This window comes from Metabacillus sp. 113a (assembly GCF_050107635.1).
In the GTDB taxonomy this organism is placed as follows: domain Bacteria; phylum Bacillota; class Bacilli; order Bacillales; family Bacillaceae; genus Metabacillus_B.
On sequence record NZ_JBNILJ010000005.1, the window covers coordinates 67,499 to 81,668 of the forward strand.

The 14,170-nt window shown below is 42.8% G+C and carries 14 protein-coding genes and 1 riboswitch; of the genes, 10 read left to right on the forward strand and 4 right to left on the reverse strand.

Annotated features, from left to right (window positions below; translation table 11 throughout):
- Positions 1-33: 33 nt before the first annotated feature.
- Positions 34-552, forward strand: coding sequence for a D-glycero-alpha-D-manno-heptose-1,7-bisphosphate 7-phosphatase (locus tag ACQCVE_RS10430; RefSeq protein ID WP_426844973.1), 519 nt, complete (start codon positions 34-36; stop codon positions 550-552).
- Here the strand turns inward: ACQCVE_RS10430 and ACQCVE_RS10435 are convergent.
- Positions 549-1,412, reverse strand: coding sequence for a Ku protein (locus ACQCVE_RS10435; RefSeq protein WP_426844974.1), 864 nt, complete (start codon positions 1,410-1,412; stop codon positions 549-551). The genes ACQCVE_RS10430 and ACQCVE_RS10435 overlap by 4 nt on opposite strands.
- A 98-nt stretch (positions 1,413-1,510) precedes the next feature.
- On the opposite strand from ACQCVE_RS10435, the gene ACQCVE_RS10440 reads away from it, so the two are divergent.
- Positions 1,511-2,575 carry an SDR family oxidoreductase gene (locus tag ACQCVE_RS10440; RefSeq protein ID WP_426862716.1) on the forward strand — a complete coding sequence of 355 codons (1,065 nt, stop codon included), beginning with the start codon at positions 1,511-1,513 and terminating at the stop codon, positions 2,573-2,575.
- Positions 2,568-4,094: an aldehyde dehydrogenase family protein gene (locus ACQCVE_RS10445; protein WP_426862718.1), complete on the forward strand. Its 1,527-nt coding sequence runs from the start codon at positions 2,568-2,570 to the stop codon at positions 4,092-4,094. The genes ACQCVE_RS10440 and ACQCVE_RS10445 overlap by 8 nt, the downstream gene beginning before the upstream one ends.
- Before the next feature lie 124 nt (positions 4,095-4,218).
- Here ACQCVE_RS10445 and ACQCVE_RS10450 read toward each other — a convergent pair whose 3' ends face one another.
- A complete protein-coding gene (locus ACQCVE_RS10450) occupies positions 4,219-4,998 on the reverse strand; it encodes an undecaprenyl-diphosphate phosphatase (protein ID WP_426862719.1) in 780 nt (259 codons plus the stop codon).
- Positions 4,999-5,142: 144 nt separating this feature from the next.
- Positions 5,143-5,257: riboswitch (yybP-ykoY riboswitch) on the forward strand.
- Between the two features lie 87 nt (positions 5,258-5,344).
- Here ACQCVE_RS10450 and ACQCVE_RS10455 point away from each other — a divergent pair.
- The 3 genes from ACQCVE_RS10455 (at position 5,345) to ACQCVE_RS10465 (ending at position 8,754) form a co-directional block, all read left to right on the forward strand.
- A complete protein-coding gene (locus tag ACQCVE_RS10455; RefSeq protein ID WP_426862721.1) occupies positions 5,345-6,142 on the forward strand; it encodes a TerC family protein in 798 nt (265 codons plus the stop codon).
- A 516-nt stretch (positions 6,143-6,658) separates the two neighbouring features.
- The gene (gene sigI, locus ACQCVE_RS10460; protein ID WP_426844979.1) at positions 6,659-7,414 is read left to right on the forward strand and encodes an RNA polymerase sigma factor SigI; all 756 of its coding nucleotides are present in this window, start codon (positions 6,659-6,661) and stop codon (positions 7,412-7,414) included.
- On the forward strand, positions 7,411-8,754 hold the full coding sequence (locus tag ACQCVE_RS10465; protein ID WP_426844980.1) for an anti-sigma-I factor RsgI family protein: 1,344 nt from the start codon (positions 7,411-7,413) through the stop codon (positions 8,752-8,754). Before sigI ends, ACQCVE_RS10465 begins: the two co-directional genes overlap by 4 nt.
- Before the next feature lie 119 nt (positions 8,755-8,873).
- Here the strand turns inward: ACQCVE_RS10465 and ACQCVE_RS10470 are convergent, their stop codons facing one another.
- Positions 8,874-9,068: a small, acid-soluble spore protein, alpha/beta type gene (locus ACQCVE_RS10470; RefSeq protein ID WP_426844981.1), complete on the reverse strand. Its 195-nt coding sequence runs from the start codon at positions 9,066-9,068 to the stop codon at positions 8,874-8,876.
- A gap of 150 nt (positions 9,069-9,218) precedes the next feature.
- Between ACQCVE_RS10470 and ACQCVE_RS10475 the strand changes: the two genes are divergently transcribed.
- Positions 9,219-10,427 carry an NAD(P)/FAD-dependent oxidoreductase gene (locus ACQCVE_RS10475; RefSeq protein ID WP_426862723.1) on the forward strand — a complete coding sequence of 403 codons (1,209 nt, stop codon included), beginning with the start codon at positions 9,219-9,221 and terminating at the stop codon, positions 10,425-10,427.
- Here ACQCVE_RS10475 and ACQCVE_RS10480 read toward each other — a convergent pair.
- The gene (locus ACQCVE_RS10480; RefSeq protein WP_426844983.1) at positions 10,424-11,113 is read right to left on the reverse strand and encodes a DUF1836 domain-containing protein; all 690 of its coding nucleotides are present in this window, start codon (positions 11,111-11,113) and stop codon (positions 10,424-10,426) included. The two genes, ACQCVE_RS10475 and ACQCVE_RS10480, sit on opposite strands and share 4 nt — an antisense overlap.
- A gap of 129 nt (positions 11,114-11,242) precedes the next feature.
- Here ACQCVE_RS10480 and htpX point away from each other — a divergent pair, with 129 nt between their 5' ends.
- The 3 genes from htpX (at position 11,243) to ACQCVE_RS10495 (ending at position 14,103) form a co-directional block, all read left to right on the forward strand.
- Complete coding sequence (htpX, locus tag ACQCVE_RS10485) at positions 11,243-12,121, forward strand: protease HtpX (protein ID WP_426844984.1); 879 nt, start codon at positions 11,243-11,245, stop codon at positions 12,119-12,121.
- A 311-nt stretch (positions 12,122-12,432) separates the two neighbouring features.
- Positions 12,433-13,815 carry a TrkH family potassium uptake protein gene (locus ACQCVE_RS10490; RefSeq protein WP_426845110.1) on the forward strand — a complete coding sequence of 461 codons (1,383 nt, stop codon included), beginning with the start codon at positions 12,433-12,435 and terminating at the stop codon, positions 13,813-13,815.
- A 147-nt stretch (positions 13,816-13,962) separates the two neighbouring features.
- Positions 13,963-14,103 carry a hypothetical protein gene (locus tag ACQCVE_RS10495; protein ID WP_426844985.1) on the forward strand — a complete coding sequence of 47 codons (141 nt, stop codon included), beginning with the start codon at positions 13,963-13,965 and terminating at the stop codon, positions 14,101-14,103.
- The last annotated feature ends 67 nt before the right edge of the window (positions 14,104-14,170 follow it).

Sequence of the window (14,170 nt, forward strand, 5' to 3'; positions counted from 1 at the left end):
TGCAGAAAAGCTTAAAAAGGAGCCGTGCTTGCTATGGAAAAAGCTGTATTTCTTGACCGTGATGGAGTGATCAATGAAGTTCTGACCCGGCGTGTTAAATTTGTGAATCGGCCGGATCAGTTCTATTTGCTTGATAAAGTGGGTGAGGCAGTTAAACTGCTGAATGACAAAGGTTTCCTGGTATTTGTCGTAACTAATCAAGGCGGAGTTGGCCTTGGATACATGTCAGAGCATGCTCTTCAGGAAGTGCATAAAGAAATGACTAAGCAGATTGCTGAGAAAGGGGGAGTCATTCACGAAACAATTAGCTGCACTCATACTCCAGGGAGCGGCTGCAGTTGCCGAAAACCTGAGCCGGGAATGATTCTTATGCTTGCTCTTAAACACAATGTAGACTTATCCCGTTCTTACATGATTGGTGACCGGGAGGCTGATATCGCTGCAGGCCGCAGTGCAGGAACCACCGTTTTGTATATTGGTGATCAGCCAGATCTTGGGGATGCTCAGTTTGCTTCATTGTGGGAGGCTTCTCATTGGATTGCAGAACGTTAAGCCTTCTTTCTTGCCGTCCGTTTCTTTTTCCCTGCTGTTCCGTTCTCTTTTTTTTCAGGCTCCGCTTCCTTTGCTTTTGGGGGTCTCGGCTTCGATTTTTCAATGCTGGCCTGAAGCTGGCTCATTAGGTCAACAACATTTTCCCGGGAATCATCTTCCGGAATGGCTGTCCCTTCATTTTGCTCTATTTTGCTTTTTATTAGCTTAAGCATCGATTCTCTATAATCATCTTTGTATTGCTCAGGATCGAATTCAGCCGTCAGCTGATCAATAAGCAGCATAGCCGTATCGAGTTCTTTTTTCTGAATATCCGTTTTTTCGGGGACTGAAGGCACCTCTGAAGCTGAACGAACTTCATCCGGATAGTGAATGGTTTCCATTACTAAGCAATTTTTATAAACACGGACAACCGCCATTTGCTGCTTAGACCGGATCGTCATTTCAGCCACGCCTATTTTTCCGGATTGCTGCAGGGCTTCCCGCAGTAACGCGTATGCTTTAGAACCATTTTCGCCAGGTCCTAAAAAGTAGCTGCGATTAAAATAAATGGGATCAATGTCTTCAAGCTTGACAAAATCTACGATTTCCACTGCTTTGTCCCCGTGCTCCCCCTTTATTTCCTTTAAATCATCGTCGGATAAAATGACGTACTTTCCTTTTACGTATTCATACCCTTTTACAATATCCCCGGCTTCAAGCTCCCGGTCACAGTTCGGACACTTTTTTTCATACTTAATAGGGGTATGGCACTCTTTATGAAGGCTTCGCAGTTTGACATCCTTGTCTTCCGTAGCGGCATAGAGCTTTACTGGAATATTGACTAATCCAAACCTGACAGACCCTTTCCACATTGTATGCATCCGCATCGCCTCTTCCGTAAGTAATACCGTTAGTTTGTATACGTTTCCATGGTATGATGAATAGAAAAATATGCAAATTCGGGAGGGAGTGGGAATAAATGAAGAAATGTATTATAACAGGTTTCCCGGGATTCATTGCGAGGGAAATGGTTAAAGAAGCGGTCATCCAAAATCTATTTGATTTTTACTACGTACTTGTACTGCCGGAATGGAGAAAGCAAGCCGAGAAGGAGATTCTGTATTTAACTGGCGGGAAGGCAAAAGCGGTCACGGGTGATATCACGCTAAAAGGGCTTGGGATCAGCAAGGCTTTACAATCAGAAATCAGCAATGAGGTCACTCACGTTTTTCATTTAGCTGCTATTTATGATTTGGCAGTCGAACCCGAATCGGCAAAAAAGGTGAATGTAACCGGAACGGAGAATGTAGTAGAGTGGGCATGCGGCATGAAGCTGGATTGTTTTACATATTTCAGTACGGCTTACGTGTCCGGTAAGAGGGAGGGGCTGATCCTTGAGAAGGATTACTTCAGGCAGTACGGGTTTAAAAACCATTATGAATCGACCAAGTTTACGGCAGAGGAGAAAGTCCGGGAAAGGATGAATGAGCTGCCTGCAGTCATCATCCGGCCCGGAATCGTAACAGGCCATTCTCTTACAGGAGTTACCAGCAAATTTGACGGCCCTTATTATATGCTGAATATGTTCAGCAAACTGAAGTTTTTGCCTTGCATGCCCAGACTCGGTAATGGGATGGTGCCGTTTAACACGGTTCCTGTAGATTTTCTAGTAAAAACCGTCTTATACCTTTCCCATAAAAAGAATGCGGCAGGACATGTTTTCCATGTAACAGACCCTGATCCCGGTACAATAGGAGAACTGTATGAACAGTTTTTGAAAGAATTGCTCAGCATTTCCCCCGCAGGAAGCTTGCCTTTGAGGGTGGCAAAAATGGGCCTTTCTAAAAGGGTTTGCTCCTGGCTGAATACGAAAAGAGAGGCACTTGATTATTTTCAGTATCATGTCCGCTACGATTGCACCAATTTACTTGCTCACCTTGAAGGCTCAGGACTCACATGCCCGAATATAAGGGAATACGCACCGGCACTCGTTCATTATTATAAAAACAAGCAATCAGCTGAGGAGGAGAAAAATTATGCTTAAAACAATCAATCCAGCCACAGGTACAGAAATGAAAGAAATTGAAGAGGTTTCGTTAAGCAGTACAGCAAGAATTTATCAGCAGGCTGAACAGGCACAAAAAGATTGGCAAGGAAAATCTGTCAGCGAAAGGCTTGCCTATTTTCAATCATTAAGACTGCTAATGGCATCCAAGCTTGACCAGCTGAGCACCATCATACATGCCGATACAGGAAAACCGAAGGCAGAAGCACTGGCTACAGATATAATGCCTGTCATTGATTATATTCAGCATATAGAAAAAACGGCAGAAGCTTCATTAAACAGGCAGAGCCAATCCACTCCCGTGCTGTTTTGGGGCAAGAAAAGTTATATAGAATACATGGCGAGGGGTACAGTGCTGATTATTTCTCCATGGAACTATCCGCTGCAGCTTTCTCTTATTCCTGTTTTAAGTGCAATGGCAGGCGGGAATGCCGTAGTTTTAAAACCTTCCGAGGTGACGCCGCTTACAGGAAGACTAATTGAACTTCTTTTCAAGGAATCCCGTTTTCCTGATCAAATTGTCCAGGTCGCCCAGGGAGGAAAAGAGCTTGGGGAGGCACTCATAAAAGAGAAGCCGGACTATATTTTCTTTACTGGATCTGTAAAGACCGGGAAAATTATTCAAGAGCAAGCGGCCCGGGATCTGATCCCGACAACGCTTGAGCTTGGCGGCAAGGATCCTATGATTGTATTTGAGGATGCTAATTTGGAACGGGCAGCAAAAGCGGCGGTCTGGGGAGCTTTTACGAACAGCGGGCAGGTATGTATGAGTACGGAAAGGGTGTATGTGCAGCGCTCTGTGTATCAAACCTTTGTCCGGAAAGTACAGGAGCTGACGATGAACCTGAAACAAGGAACGTCGATTCATGATGATCTTGGTTCAATGACGTTTCCCAAGCAAATTCAGATTGTCAAAGAACAGGTTGAAGATGCGCTGAATAAAGGAGCGGTACTTGCTGCAGGCGATGCACCGGAAAATTGGGATAATGATTCCATGTTCATAAAACCGATGGTTCTCCTTAACGTAAATCAAGAGATGGACATCATGAAGGAGGAAACGTTTGGCCCTGTGATGCCAATCATGCCTTTTGACAGAGAAGAGGAAGCTATAGAGCTTGCGAACGGTACCAGCTATGGACTCAACGCAAGTGTTTGGTCGGGGGATATGGAAAAGGCTGAACGGGTCGTAGCAAGCCTGGTGACTGGGAATGCCGCAATAAACGATGTCATGCTGACGGTGATGAACCCGAATCTTCCTTTTGGAGGGGCAAAAAACAGTGGAATCGGCCGCTACCATGGTGAGCAAGGTCTCCGAATCTTTTGCCATGAGAAATCTGTCATGACAGATAGCGGGAAACGGAACACCGAGATTCAATGGTTTCCATACAAGGGCAAATACAAACCATTCAAAACCCTTTTTCAAACAATGTTTGGCCGGAATAAAAACTGGAAAGCAGCCGGGCAGGCATATAGGGAAATCATGAAGGCTTCGAAATAAAGGGATGGATTCGGAGGAAACCCAGTGAAGAGCAGCTAATGATCAATCCGAGAATACCCGGCTGCATGAGTATTCTCGGGTTTTTTCTGTTTAAAGCGGGAAGTCCAGTTTGAAAAGCGTGTCACTAAAAGACTCCAAAACCCTGAAGAAGCAGTATGCCTCCGCCTAAAATGAACACATAGAAGGCAAACCATCGAAGTGAATGCTTTTTTACAAAACTAATCATAAAAGCGACGGCTAAATATCCAAAAAAAGCAGCAGATAAGGTAGCGAGAAGCATCGCAGGAAAGCCGATGGCAGGGCCTGTATACCCGGATAGATCCTTCAGCTGAAATAATAAAGCACCGAAAACGGCGGGGATGGAAAGCAAAAATGAAAAGTAAGCAGCTGTTTCCTTTTCGATCCCCCTCATCAGAGCTCCAGCGATTGTGAGGCCGGACCGGGATATGGCGGGGAAAATGGCAAGTGCCTGAAAGGAACCAATCCAAAAAGCATCTGTCAGTGTTAAATTTTCAAGCCCGCGAGCTCCTTTTTTCATCTTGTCTGCAAATAACAGAAATAGCCCGGTAAATAAAAACTCCCAGCCAATCGTCACACCTGTTTTGGAAATTTCATCAAAAAAGCTGCTGAACAGCAGTCCTGCTATAACTGCAGGAACCGTTCCGGCAGCTAAAAGCCATACAAGCCGGCTAAAAGGTTTTTTTATAAGGCGCCATAGCAGGTCCTTGTAAAAAACAAGTAATGCGATAAGTGTACCGATGTGAAGCATCGTATCCAAAAAGAGGCCGGCTTCCTGCAGGCCAAAAAGGTTTCTGAAGATGTACAGGTGGCCCGTACTGCTGATCGGCAGGAACTCTGTGAGCCCCTGAATCAGCCCGAGTATTGCGGCTTCAAGCCAGTTCATGAACAAAAGCATCCTTTCATTATCAGACGTTCTTACTCATTTTATGTACGAGCCTGCAAGGTTTAGAACAATACCTGCCTGTTTGCCTTTCCATTGACAAGTCTTTAAAACTTCGTTACTATGAAGGTAACAAATTAATATTCTCTCTCAGTCAAAGGGGAGTAGCAGCTCAGATCTTAAAATCTGAGAGCAAAGTCGTCATTTCATGGATTTCTATCCATCGGCTTTGTTGACATGAACGGTTATCTTAAACATGTTCCGCAAGACCTTTGCCCATTAGCGGCAAAGGTCTTTTTTGCGCCGCTAATGGGACGGAAAGAGAAAACCCATTAGGAGGAAGAAAAATATGGATGCTTCATTGTTTTTAGAGTATGGATGGGTGCTGCTGATCCTGATTGTTCTGGAAGGAATACTGGCAGCAGACAATGCACTCGTTATGGCAGTTATGGTTAAGCATTTACCGGAAGAGCAGCGGAAAAAGGCACTGTTCTATGGACTTGCCGGAGCCGTGGTCTTAAGGTTTGGGGCACTGTTTGCGATCTCATTCCTCGTAAATGTGTGGCAGGTGCAGGCTATAGGAGCTTTATATCTTCTATATATCTCCATCAGCCACTTAGTAAAACGCCATGTACTGAAAAAGGACGAAAATGAGGAAAGCAAGCCTAAAAAGCAATCTGGATTTTGGGGGACTGTTCTTAAGGTCGAGCTTGCGGATCTTGCCTTTGCTGTTGATTCCATCCTCGCTGCGGTAGCATTAGCCGTAACCCTCTCCCCTACAAATCTGCCTGAAATTGGCGGACTTGACGGCGGACAGTTTATTATCATACTTGCAGGCGGAATCATCGGTGTCATCATAATGAGATTTGCCGCAAATGCATTTGTTACGCTGCTGAAAAAGCGCCCGAATCTTGAATCTGCAGCATTTATGATTGTAGGCTGGGTAGGAGTCAAGCTTGGATTGTATACACTTGCTCATCCTGAAATAGATTTCATTTCAAAGCATTTTATTGAATCGCCGCTATGGAAAGGGATTTTCTGGACCGTCCTTGCCCTGATAGGAATCGGTGGCTGGTTCCTTTCAAAAGAATCAGACCCCGCTGCTGATGAAGAATCAGCATCATATAAAAAAGCGGAAAACGGATAATGTAAAAAAGCTTGCTGATCATCAGCAAGCTTTTTTTATTACATTTTTGTTACGCAATGCCAATTACGCATTGGTCACTCCTTTCTTAAAATGACGGCTGGGTTTAGTTCTTTTTGCTTATTATAAAAACTTTTCCATACACTCCCCTCAAATTGAAAAACGGATGCGAATCGTTTATCAGGAGGTGAAGGGTAAGCTTGATGCAGGAAGCAGTTCAATAGACTTGGTTCTTTCTTCCTTAAGTGAGTAAGGGGAATATCGTGATGGTCTATGTAACAATGTGTCATTAGCGTTACATTTAAGTAACAAAAACCAGTTTAACCCCGTAAATAAGGGTTTTTATAAGGGGAAATGATAAAAATAACGAAAAACACTCTTTTATATCGGTGTTTTCACCTGTGAAAAAGGGCTGAAATCAGCATTGGTGCTGGTTATATAGATAATTCCAAATTTCTTCCTTTGCGCTCTAATCATAATTTAGCTATGATAAACGCAGTATGATCGGGAGAAACTGAGGTGAATCCGTTGCTCAGCCTTTTATTTAAATTTGGCAGGAAAAAGCATACATTAGAAGACAGTGTTTTCAAAATTCAGGGCGGAGACCTGGATTTACAAAATAAATTAATAGACCAATATAAACCTTTTATTGCAAAAACCGTTTCATCAGTGTGCAAAAGATATATAGATGAAACAGATGATGAATTCAGTATTGGATTAATTGCTTTTAATGAAGCGATAGAAAAGTATTCAACAGAGCGGGGAAATTCTCTTCTCGCATTTGCAGAATTGATTATAAAAAGAAAAGTAATCGACTACATTCGAAAAGAAGCCCGGAATGCGCAAACCGTCAATATGGATCTTCAGGAGCATGAAGAAGGAGAAGCCTCCCAGAGTAAGATCGAAGCAGATCTGTCCATTGGGGAGTATCAGAAAATAGTCGAGCAAGAGCACCGAAAAGAAGAAATCCTGCACCTTCAGACTGTCTTAAAAGAGTTTCACTTAACGATTGCGGATTTGATAGATCATTCGCCAAAGCATAAAGATGCAAGACAAAATGCCATTCAAGTGGCCAAAACCCTTGTAGAGCATGAGGAATTGGTTAAAATTTTGTTCCAAAAAAAACAGCTCCCGGTCAAACAGCTTGAAAAGCTTGTTTCAGTCAGCCGAAAAACGGTTGAGCGGAATCGGAAATATATCATTGCCATGGCCGTTATAATGACAGGGGATTATCTCTATCTGAAGGATTACATTAAAGGAGTGCTTGAAGCATGAAACAAGGGGTCATCATCGATCTTACGGACAGTTATGCCATTGTCCTCACTGCAGACGGGCACTTTGTCAAAACCCTGGATGTGAAAAGCCACTATCAAATCGGAGAAGAAATTTCATTTTCTGCTGCAGAAGCGGAGAGATCCTCTTTTCCTAAACGCACAGGACTATTGGGTTTGCAGCAATTAAGAATTGGTTTTATTACAGCTATTGCTATTATTTTAATTTTCTTCAGCCTGTATCCAGTTTTTAATTCTGACAAAGTGTACGCCTACATGACGATCGATATCAATCCCAGCTTTGAGCTGGCGATTAATGGGAATATGGAGGTTATACAGCTAGACCCTCTAAATGAAGAGGGAGAGAAGCTGCTTTCTTCGTTCCCTGACTGGAGCAAAAAACGCTTTCAGTCAGTAATCGATAGCATTATTTCTCAAAGCCAATCGATGGGATATGTAAAAAACGGAAAAAACATTTTAATTACGACAGTAATTGATCACCAAGATGATCATTTTAGAAAAATTCTGCTGAATCAAGTGCAGTCTGTAAAAAATTCTTATGTTAAAAACAAGCTCTCAATTGAGACGCTGCAGTCTGATATGATGACTCGAAATAAAGCATTAGCTGAAGGAATCTCGACAGGCGCGTATATTAAAAATCAAAAGGCAACTGATGAACCTGACAATAATCAGGAGCAGAAGGAACCGGAAAGAAAAAATGAGCCTGCCCCAAAACCCGATTCCCCTGAAAAACCAGCCTCAGAGAAAAATAACACCAACAGTCATACAGAAGATGGGGAAAGACCATGTGTGGAACCTTCCTGTAAAAAAGAGCCACAGCCAAAAAAGGATACCAATAAACCAAAGCCTGATCCGGATGCTGTTAAAGAGATGGAAAAGAAGGCCAAACAGCCTCCGTCTGTCCCGCCAAAGCGGGAAGCCGCTCCTGAACATCCTGAATCAGATGCCCGCAAAAAAAACGAAAAGAAACAGCAAAAAGATGATAAAAAGAAGGTGTATCCGCCTCAAGAAGATGACCTGAAATCAAGGAATGAGGACTCAGAATCGGATGACGAAAGAGAATCAGACGATGAGGATTCAGATGACAAAAGAGAAGATGGAAGAGAATCGGATGATGACGAGGATGACGGATCAAATGATTCAAGATCTGAAAACAAGCGGGATTCATCTGGAAAAGAGAAAAACAAACAGGTTGCACAGTCCGTGCACTATGTTAGTGGAGAAAAAATCAGGATACAATATCAAATGAGGAAAGAGCTTGAGGAGGATCGGGGCTATTACAGGCAGGTGATAAGAAACCAGGAAAAGCAAAAAGAGAACTAAAAAAAGAGCCTTCTTAAGGTGACTCAAAATTGACGTCCCCTTGTTTATCAGCCACACACTTTTCTCATGCATAACTTACATACATAGCGCCGGGCATATTCGCACGGCGCATTTCCACATTATTCAGTTTTTCCGTGATTGCTTTGCTGAGCCTGTGTAATCAGACGTTTAGTCATCTCGCCGCCTACTGAGCCATTGGAACGGGAAGTTGTGTCTTTTCCAAGACTCACTCCAAACTCCTGAGCTACCTCCATTTTGAACTGATTAAGAGCTTGCTCTGCCCCAGGGACCAGCAATTTATTGGTTCTAGCCATAATTAAACCCTCCTTTCAGCTTTCCAGCTGTACTTCTATTGTCCGTCTGCCAGTTGAAACTATTCATGGAAAACAGAGGGTTTCATTCAGTTGTTTGCTTATAACAAGTCATTCATTGGTACATGCTATCGGTAAAAAGGGGATGAACCAATGAACCTTCAAAACGGAAAATTGTATTGGCCTGATACATTTCAATCACCTGCCTCCTATCCAAGTCTTGAAGAAGACATGACTGTGGATGTCCTTATTATCGGAGGAGGGGGATCTGGTGCCCAATGTGCTTATTTGCTTTCCAAGCAAGGGCTTTCGGTTGCGGTAGCTGACAAGAGGTCTTTCGGCGAAGGCAGCACATCTTCCAATACTTCCCTCATCCAATATGCAGGAGATAAAACATTTACACAATTGATTCATACTTTCGGGGAAAAAAATGCTTCGAAACATTTAAAGCTTTGTGAGACAGCAATCAGCGACATTGAGGCCATTTGTGCTGATCTGCCGATTCAAGCGGATTTCACCCGCCGGAACAGTCTTTACTATGCCAGCTACAAAGATGATGTGAAAAAGCTCAAAGAAGAATATTCGTATCTAATAAAACACGGATTTAGTGTCGAATGGTGGGATGAAGATCTAATTGCTTCCCGTTATCCTTTCAGCAAGAAAGCCGCTCTTTATTATTTAAATGATGCGGAAATGAATCCTTTAAAATTTGTTCACGGGCTTTTTGAAGCAGCTAAGCCAGCGGCAAAATATTTTGAACAAACAAAAATTAATGGAATGAAACGAAAAGGCCAGAAGAATCACTTTTACACCGATAAAGGGAGAACCATAGCGGCGAAGTATGCCATCATTTGCGGCGGCTACGAGACGCTGGAAATGAAGAAAGAGAAAAATGCCGTTATGGAAAGCACGTATACGATCGTGACAAATGTTATGGAGGACTTTGAAGGATGGCATGAGAGAAGCCTGATTTGGGAGTCGGCCCGTCCATACATCTATTTAAGGACGACTCCGGATAACCGAATTATTGCAGGGGGCCTTGACGAAGCTACAAATATTCCTGAGGAAAGAGACGCAAAGCTTCTAAACAAAAGAGACCTGCTTATTCAGGAATTAAACAAACTGTTTCCTGATTATGATGTAAAAGCAGACTATTATTTGAGCGCTTTGTACGGGGGTACCCATGATGGGCTGCCAGTTGTCGGAATGTACGAAAACTGGCCGGATTGTTTCTTTTTGATGGGATACGGTGATAATGGAACGGTATACAGTATGGTATTGTCTAAACTGATCTGCGAACAAATCGTTACAGGCAAAAGCCAGGATCTTGGACTTTATACGCAAACGAGACCTTTTGCTTAGGATGGATCGAGAAAATGCTCCTGATACTGCCGGGCTCTGTTCAGCAAATGGGAATAAAGGACAGAGAAAACGGTTAGCACTAAAATGGGTCTTATCTGAATCCAAGAGTCTTGGGGAATGCGTGTAAAGGCTGTCCGGATGATATCTGCTTCCATTTCGATTTTTTCTTCCAAGTCCGTAGCCGGCGGAAAGTGGAACGATTCGTTAATGAGCTTGTCAAGAACTACAGCATATGCTTCATAGTAATCGACAGGGCTTATCAGATCATCTGTGCGGTCTGAAAGAGTATTAAACAGCTTATTCATCATTTTGCGGATTGTATCGAAATCATATATGGACTTTAAATCCCGGACGATCAAAAGAATGACTGCCTGATCAATCGAGTATTTTTTCCCGAGCGCCGGTTGGCCGATCAGCTCTTTAACATCACGTTTAATCCAGTTTTGAATTGAGGTTGATTTAAAGGCGGTCAGCTCACAAAGATTTCCTAAGGCCACAATATCATTTGTTGAAAGCCCTGAAGCGCTAGCTCTATTCCGATTATACCGTTTCACAAAATCCGGTATGAGACTTGATGTATGCTGGTTCCTTGTATTTAAAAAATTATCAAGTTCCATACCGTTTTGCCGGTCAAGTGCATGGAGCAAGCCTGACATTTCCAATCTGGTTAGTTTTGGTTCGTTCATCGCACACCTCTTTTGTTTATTCTAAACTTGGAAAGTTAGCATTAGATCATATTGCTTGTCATAAAATTAGGATGGGATTATAATTATTGTATAATAAGTTCATATGAACTTGAAACCATGAGGTGAAAAATGTTTAAGCGAATAGGATTATTTATATTAACCAACATTCTTGTCATTACGACCATTGGAATTGTTCTATCGGTTTTAGGCGTTGGCAATTATATAACGGCCTCTGGTGGAATCGATCTCTTAACCCTTCTTGCGTTTAGTGCCGTCGTAGGTTTTACCGGAGCACTGTTCTCACTGGCGATCTCCCGCTGGATGGCGAAAATGATGATGGGCGTTCAAGTATTAAAGCCTGATGACAATCTTTCCCCTGTAGAAAGGGATCTAGTAGAGCGTGTACACAGACTTGCCCGCACTGCGGGGATGAGAAAAATGCCGGAAGTCGGTATTTACCGTTCACGGGAAGTTAACGCTTTTGCGACAGGCCCCTCTAAAAACCGTTCTCTTGTAGCTGTCTCTACAGGACTGCTTGAAGAAATGGATGAGAATGCTATAGATGGCGTCCTCGCCCATGAAATTGCCCATATTGTAAATGGAGACATGGTCACGATGACCCTTCTGCAGGGGGTTGTCAATACGTTTGTAGTCTTCCTCGCGAGAATTGCTGCCTGGGCTGTATCTAGATTTGTACGGGAAGAATTAGCAGGTGTTGTTCATTTTATAGCTATCCTCGTGTTCCAAATTCTTTTCTCCATATTAGGAAGCCTTGTCGTGTTCGGATATTCCCGATATCGCGAGTATCATGCTGACCGCGGAGGAGCAGATTTTGCAGGGAAAGATAAAATGATTCATGCTCTAAGAAGCCTGCAGCAGTATTCAGAACGCACCCGGGATGAAGACAGTTCTTTAGCAACGCTTAAAATTAATAGCAAGCGCAAACGTTCTCTTTTCTCCACTCACCCTGATCTTCAGGATCGAATAGCGAGACTGGAGCAGCGCTGATCCCTCATAACAGGCCTCTCATAGAGGCTTGTTTTTTTTGTCCGGATTATCAATTAGAGTCCTTGTAAAAGAGATCATGCTGGATGGCCGTTCTTCTTCAGTCATTAAGTCAGAGATGGATGGTTTAAATGGGATAAGAGAAGGAAAATAATAATACCACCGTCCTCACGATCAGAGGATTAAAGCGGTGCGTTTTCAATTATCTCAATAGTTGGAATTTTGATCAGAAACGCATATATGACGGCATTATAAAGACATTTCATAAACGAATTGCTGAATAAGCCTTTTTTTTAGGGGAAATATTCATTAAGATAGTAAAAGCTACTAAAGTTGAAGGACGGTCTACTATGCATATTGCTGAAAGGCTGAGAAGGCAAAAGCTTTCTCCGGCCAAAATCATTGTTTCGTATTATTTTATTGCTGTTACAGCATCTATAATGCTCCTCAGCCTTCCGTTCGCAAGGAATCCAGAGGCGAAATGGACCTTTATTGACGCGCTTTTTACTTCTGTAAGCGCCGTAAGTGTAACCGGTCTGACAACCATTTCCATAAAAGACACGTTTACGACTCCCGGGATATTTATTTTAGCGTTTATTCTTCAATTCGGCGGCATTGGCATTATGACATTAAGCACATTCATCTGGCTTATTTTACGCCGGAGGATTGGGTTAAAAGAAAGACGTTTAATTATGACAGACCAAAATCAGTCCAATTTATCCGGTCTGGTCAATCTGCTTAAACAAATCTTGATCCTGATCATTGCTATAGAGGTGATAGGCGGTCTGATATTAGGCACATATATGCTGAAGTATTTCCCTTCATGGGAAGAGGCTTATTTACAGGGTTTTTTTGCATCAGTAAGCGCGACTACGAACGCAGGGTTTGATATAACGGGACAGTCTCTCATCCCTTTTGCAAAAGACTACTTTATCCAGTTTATTAACATTCTGCTGCTTACGCTCGGTGCCATTGGGTTTCCGGTATTAATTGAATTAAAAGCTTACCTGTTCCACGAGAAAAAACACCGGTTTACATTGTTTGCAAAGGTAACGACCCTAACCTTCATCGGACTCCTTCTTTTAGGAACCGTTGGCATTCTAATTCTGGAATCTCAAAGCTTTTTTAAGTACAGGCCATGGCATGAGTCATTTTTCTATGCCCTCTTTCAATCATCTACAACGAGAAGCGGCGGACTTTCAACGATGGATGTTTCCCAGTTCACAGACGCAACGCTTCTATTCATCAGCTTTCTGATGTTTATCGGTGCTTCACCGAGCTCTGTAGGCGGGGGAATCAGAACGACTACCTTTGCTCTAAACCTCCTTTTCATCTATCATTTTGCAAGAGGAACGAAATCCATTAAGCTTTTTAAGCGGGAGGTCCATCACGCGGATATTATCAAATCCATGGTTGTGACCCTTGTAGCGATTTTCATCTGTTTTGTATCCATTGTCATTCTTGCGGCTACGGAACCTTTTACACTGCTTGAAATAATATTTGAAGTGGCATCAGCCTTTGGAACGACGGGGCTTTCGCTCGGCATTACTGCGGGATTAAGCACTGGAGGAAAATGCATCATTATTCTGCTTATGTTTATAGGGAGAGTAGGGATTGTCACATTGCTGCTGATGATGAATAAAAATGAAACCGAAGCTAATTTCAAGTACCCAACCGAAAGAATTATTATCGGATAACCTGTGTGGGAAAACGCACAGGTTTTTATTTTTTGCAGCAGATCCTTCTTTTAAAGGAAGCGTGACATTGCCTCTTTCAGCAGACATCGTGCTGTTTCATAAGTTCTTATACAGAGGGAACAATGAACGGAGAAAGGAGGGAGTTTAATGGATAAACCTGCGCAATTTCCCGTAGCTGAGCTTAATGCAGAGGAGCTTAGCAAGCTTCAGAAGTTTGAGGATGATTTTCGCAATCGGACTGGAGAAAATATTGTCCTGATTGCTTATGAGCACCAGGAACGACGCTGAAAAAACTGCCAGCATGAAAAAGCGGTTCCCGAGAAAAAATAATTCTGCAGTGAGATGCTGCGTAATT

Coding starts and splice junctions, on each gene's coding strand:
- ACQCVE_RS10430 (WP_426844973.1), top strand. CDS start 34: ATGGAAAAAGCTGTATTTCTTGACCGTGATGGAGTGATCAATGAAGTT.
- ACQCVE_RS10435 (WP_426844974.1), bottom strand. CDS start 1,412: ATGCATACAATGTGGAAAGGGTCTGTCAGGTTTGGATTAGTCAATATT.
- ACQCVE_RS10440 (WP_426862716.1), top strand. CDS start 1,511: ATGAAGAAATGTATTATAACAGGTTTCCCGGGATTCATTGCGAGGGAA.
- ACQCVE_RS10445 (WP_426862718.1), top strand. CDS start 2,568: ATGCTTAAAACAATCAATCCAGCCACAGGTACAGAAATGAAAGAAATT.
- ACQCVE_RS10450 (WP_426862719.1), bottom strand. CDS start 4,998: ATGAACTGGCTTGAAGCCGCAATACTCGGGCTGATTCAGGGGCTCACA.
- ACQCVE_RS10455 (WP_426862721.1), top strand. CDS start 5,345: ATGGATGCTTCATTGTTTTTAGAGTATGGATGGGTGCTGCTGATCCTG.
- ACQCVE_RS10465 (WP_426844980.1), top strand. CDS start 7,411: ATGAAACAAGGGGTCATCATCGATCTTACGGACAGTTATGCCATTGTC.
- ACQCVE_RS10470 (WP_426844981.1), bottom strand. CDS start 9,068: ATGGCTAGAACCAATAAATTGCTGGTCCCTGGGGCAGAGCAAGCTCTT.
- ACQCVE_RS10475 (WP_426862723.1), top strand. CDS start 9,219: ATGAACCTTCAAAACGGAAAATTGTATTGGCCTGATACATTTCAATCA.
- ACQCVE_RS10480 (WP_426844983.1), bottom strand. CDS start 11,113: ATGAACGAACCAAAACTAACCAGATTGGAAATGTCAGGCTTGCTCCAT.
- htpX (WP_426844984.1), top strand. CDS start 11,243: ATGTTTAAGCGAATAGGATTATTTATATTAACCAACATTCTTGTCATT.
- ACQCVE_RS10495 (WP_426844985.1), top strand. CDS start 13,963: ATGGATAAACCTGCGCAATTTCCCGTAGCTGAGCTTAATGCAGAGGAG.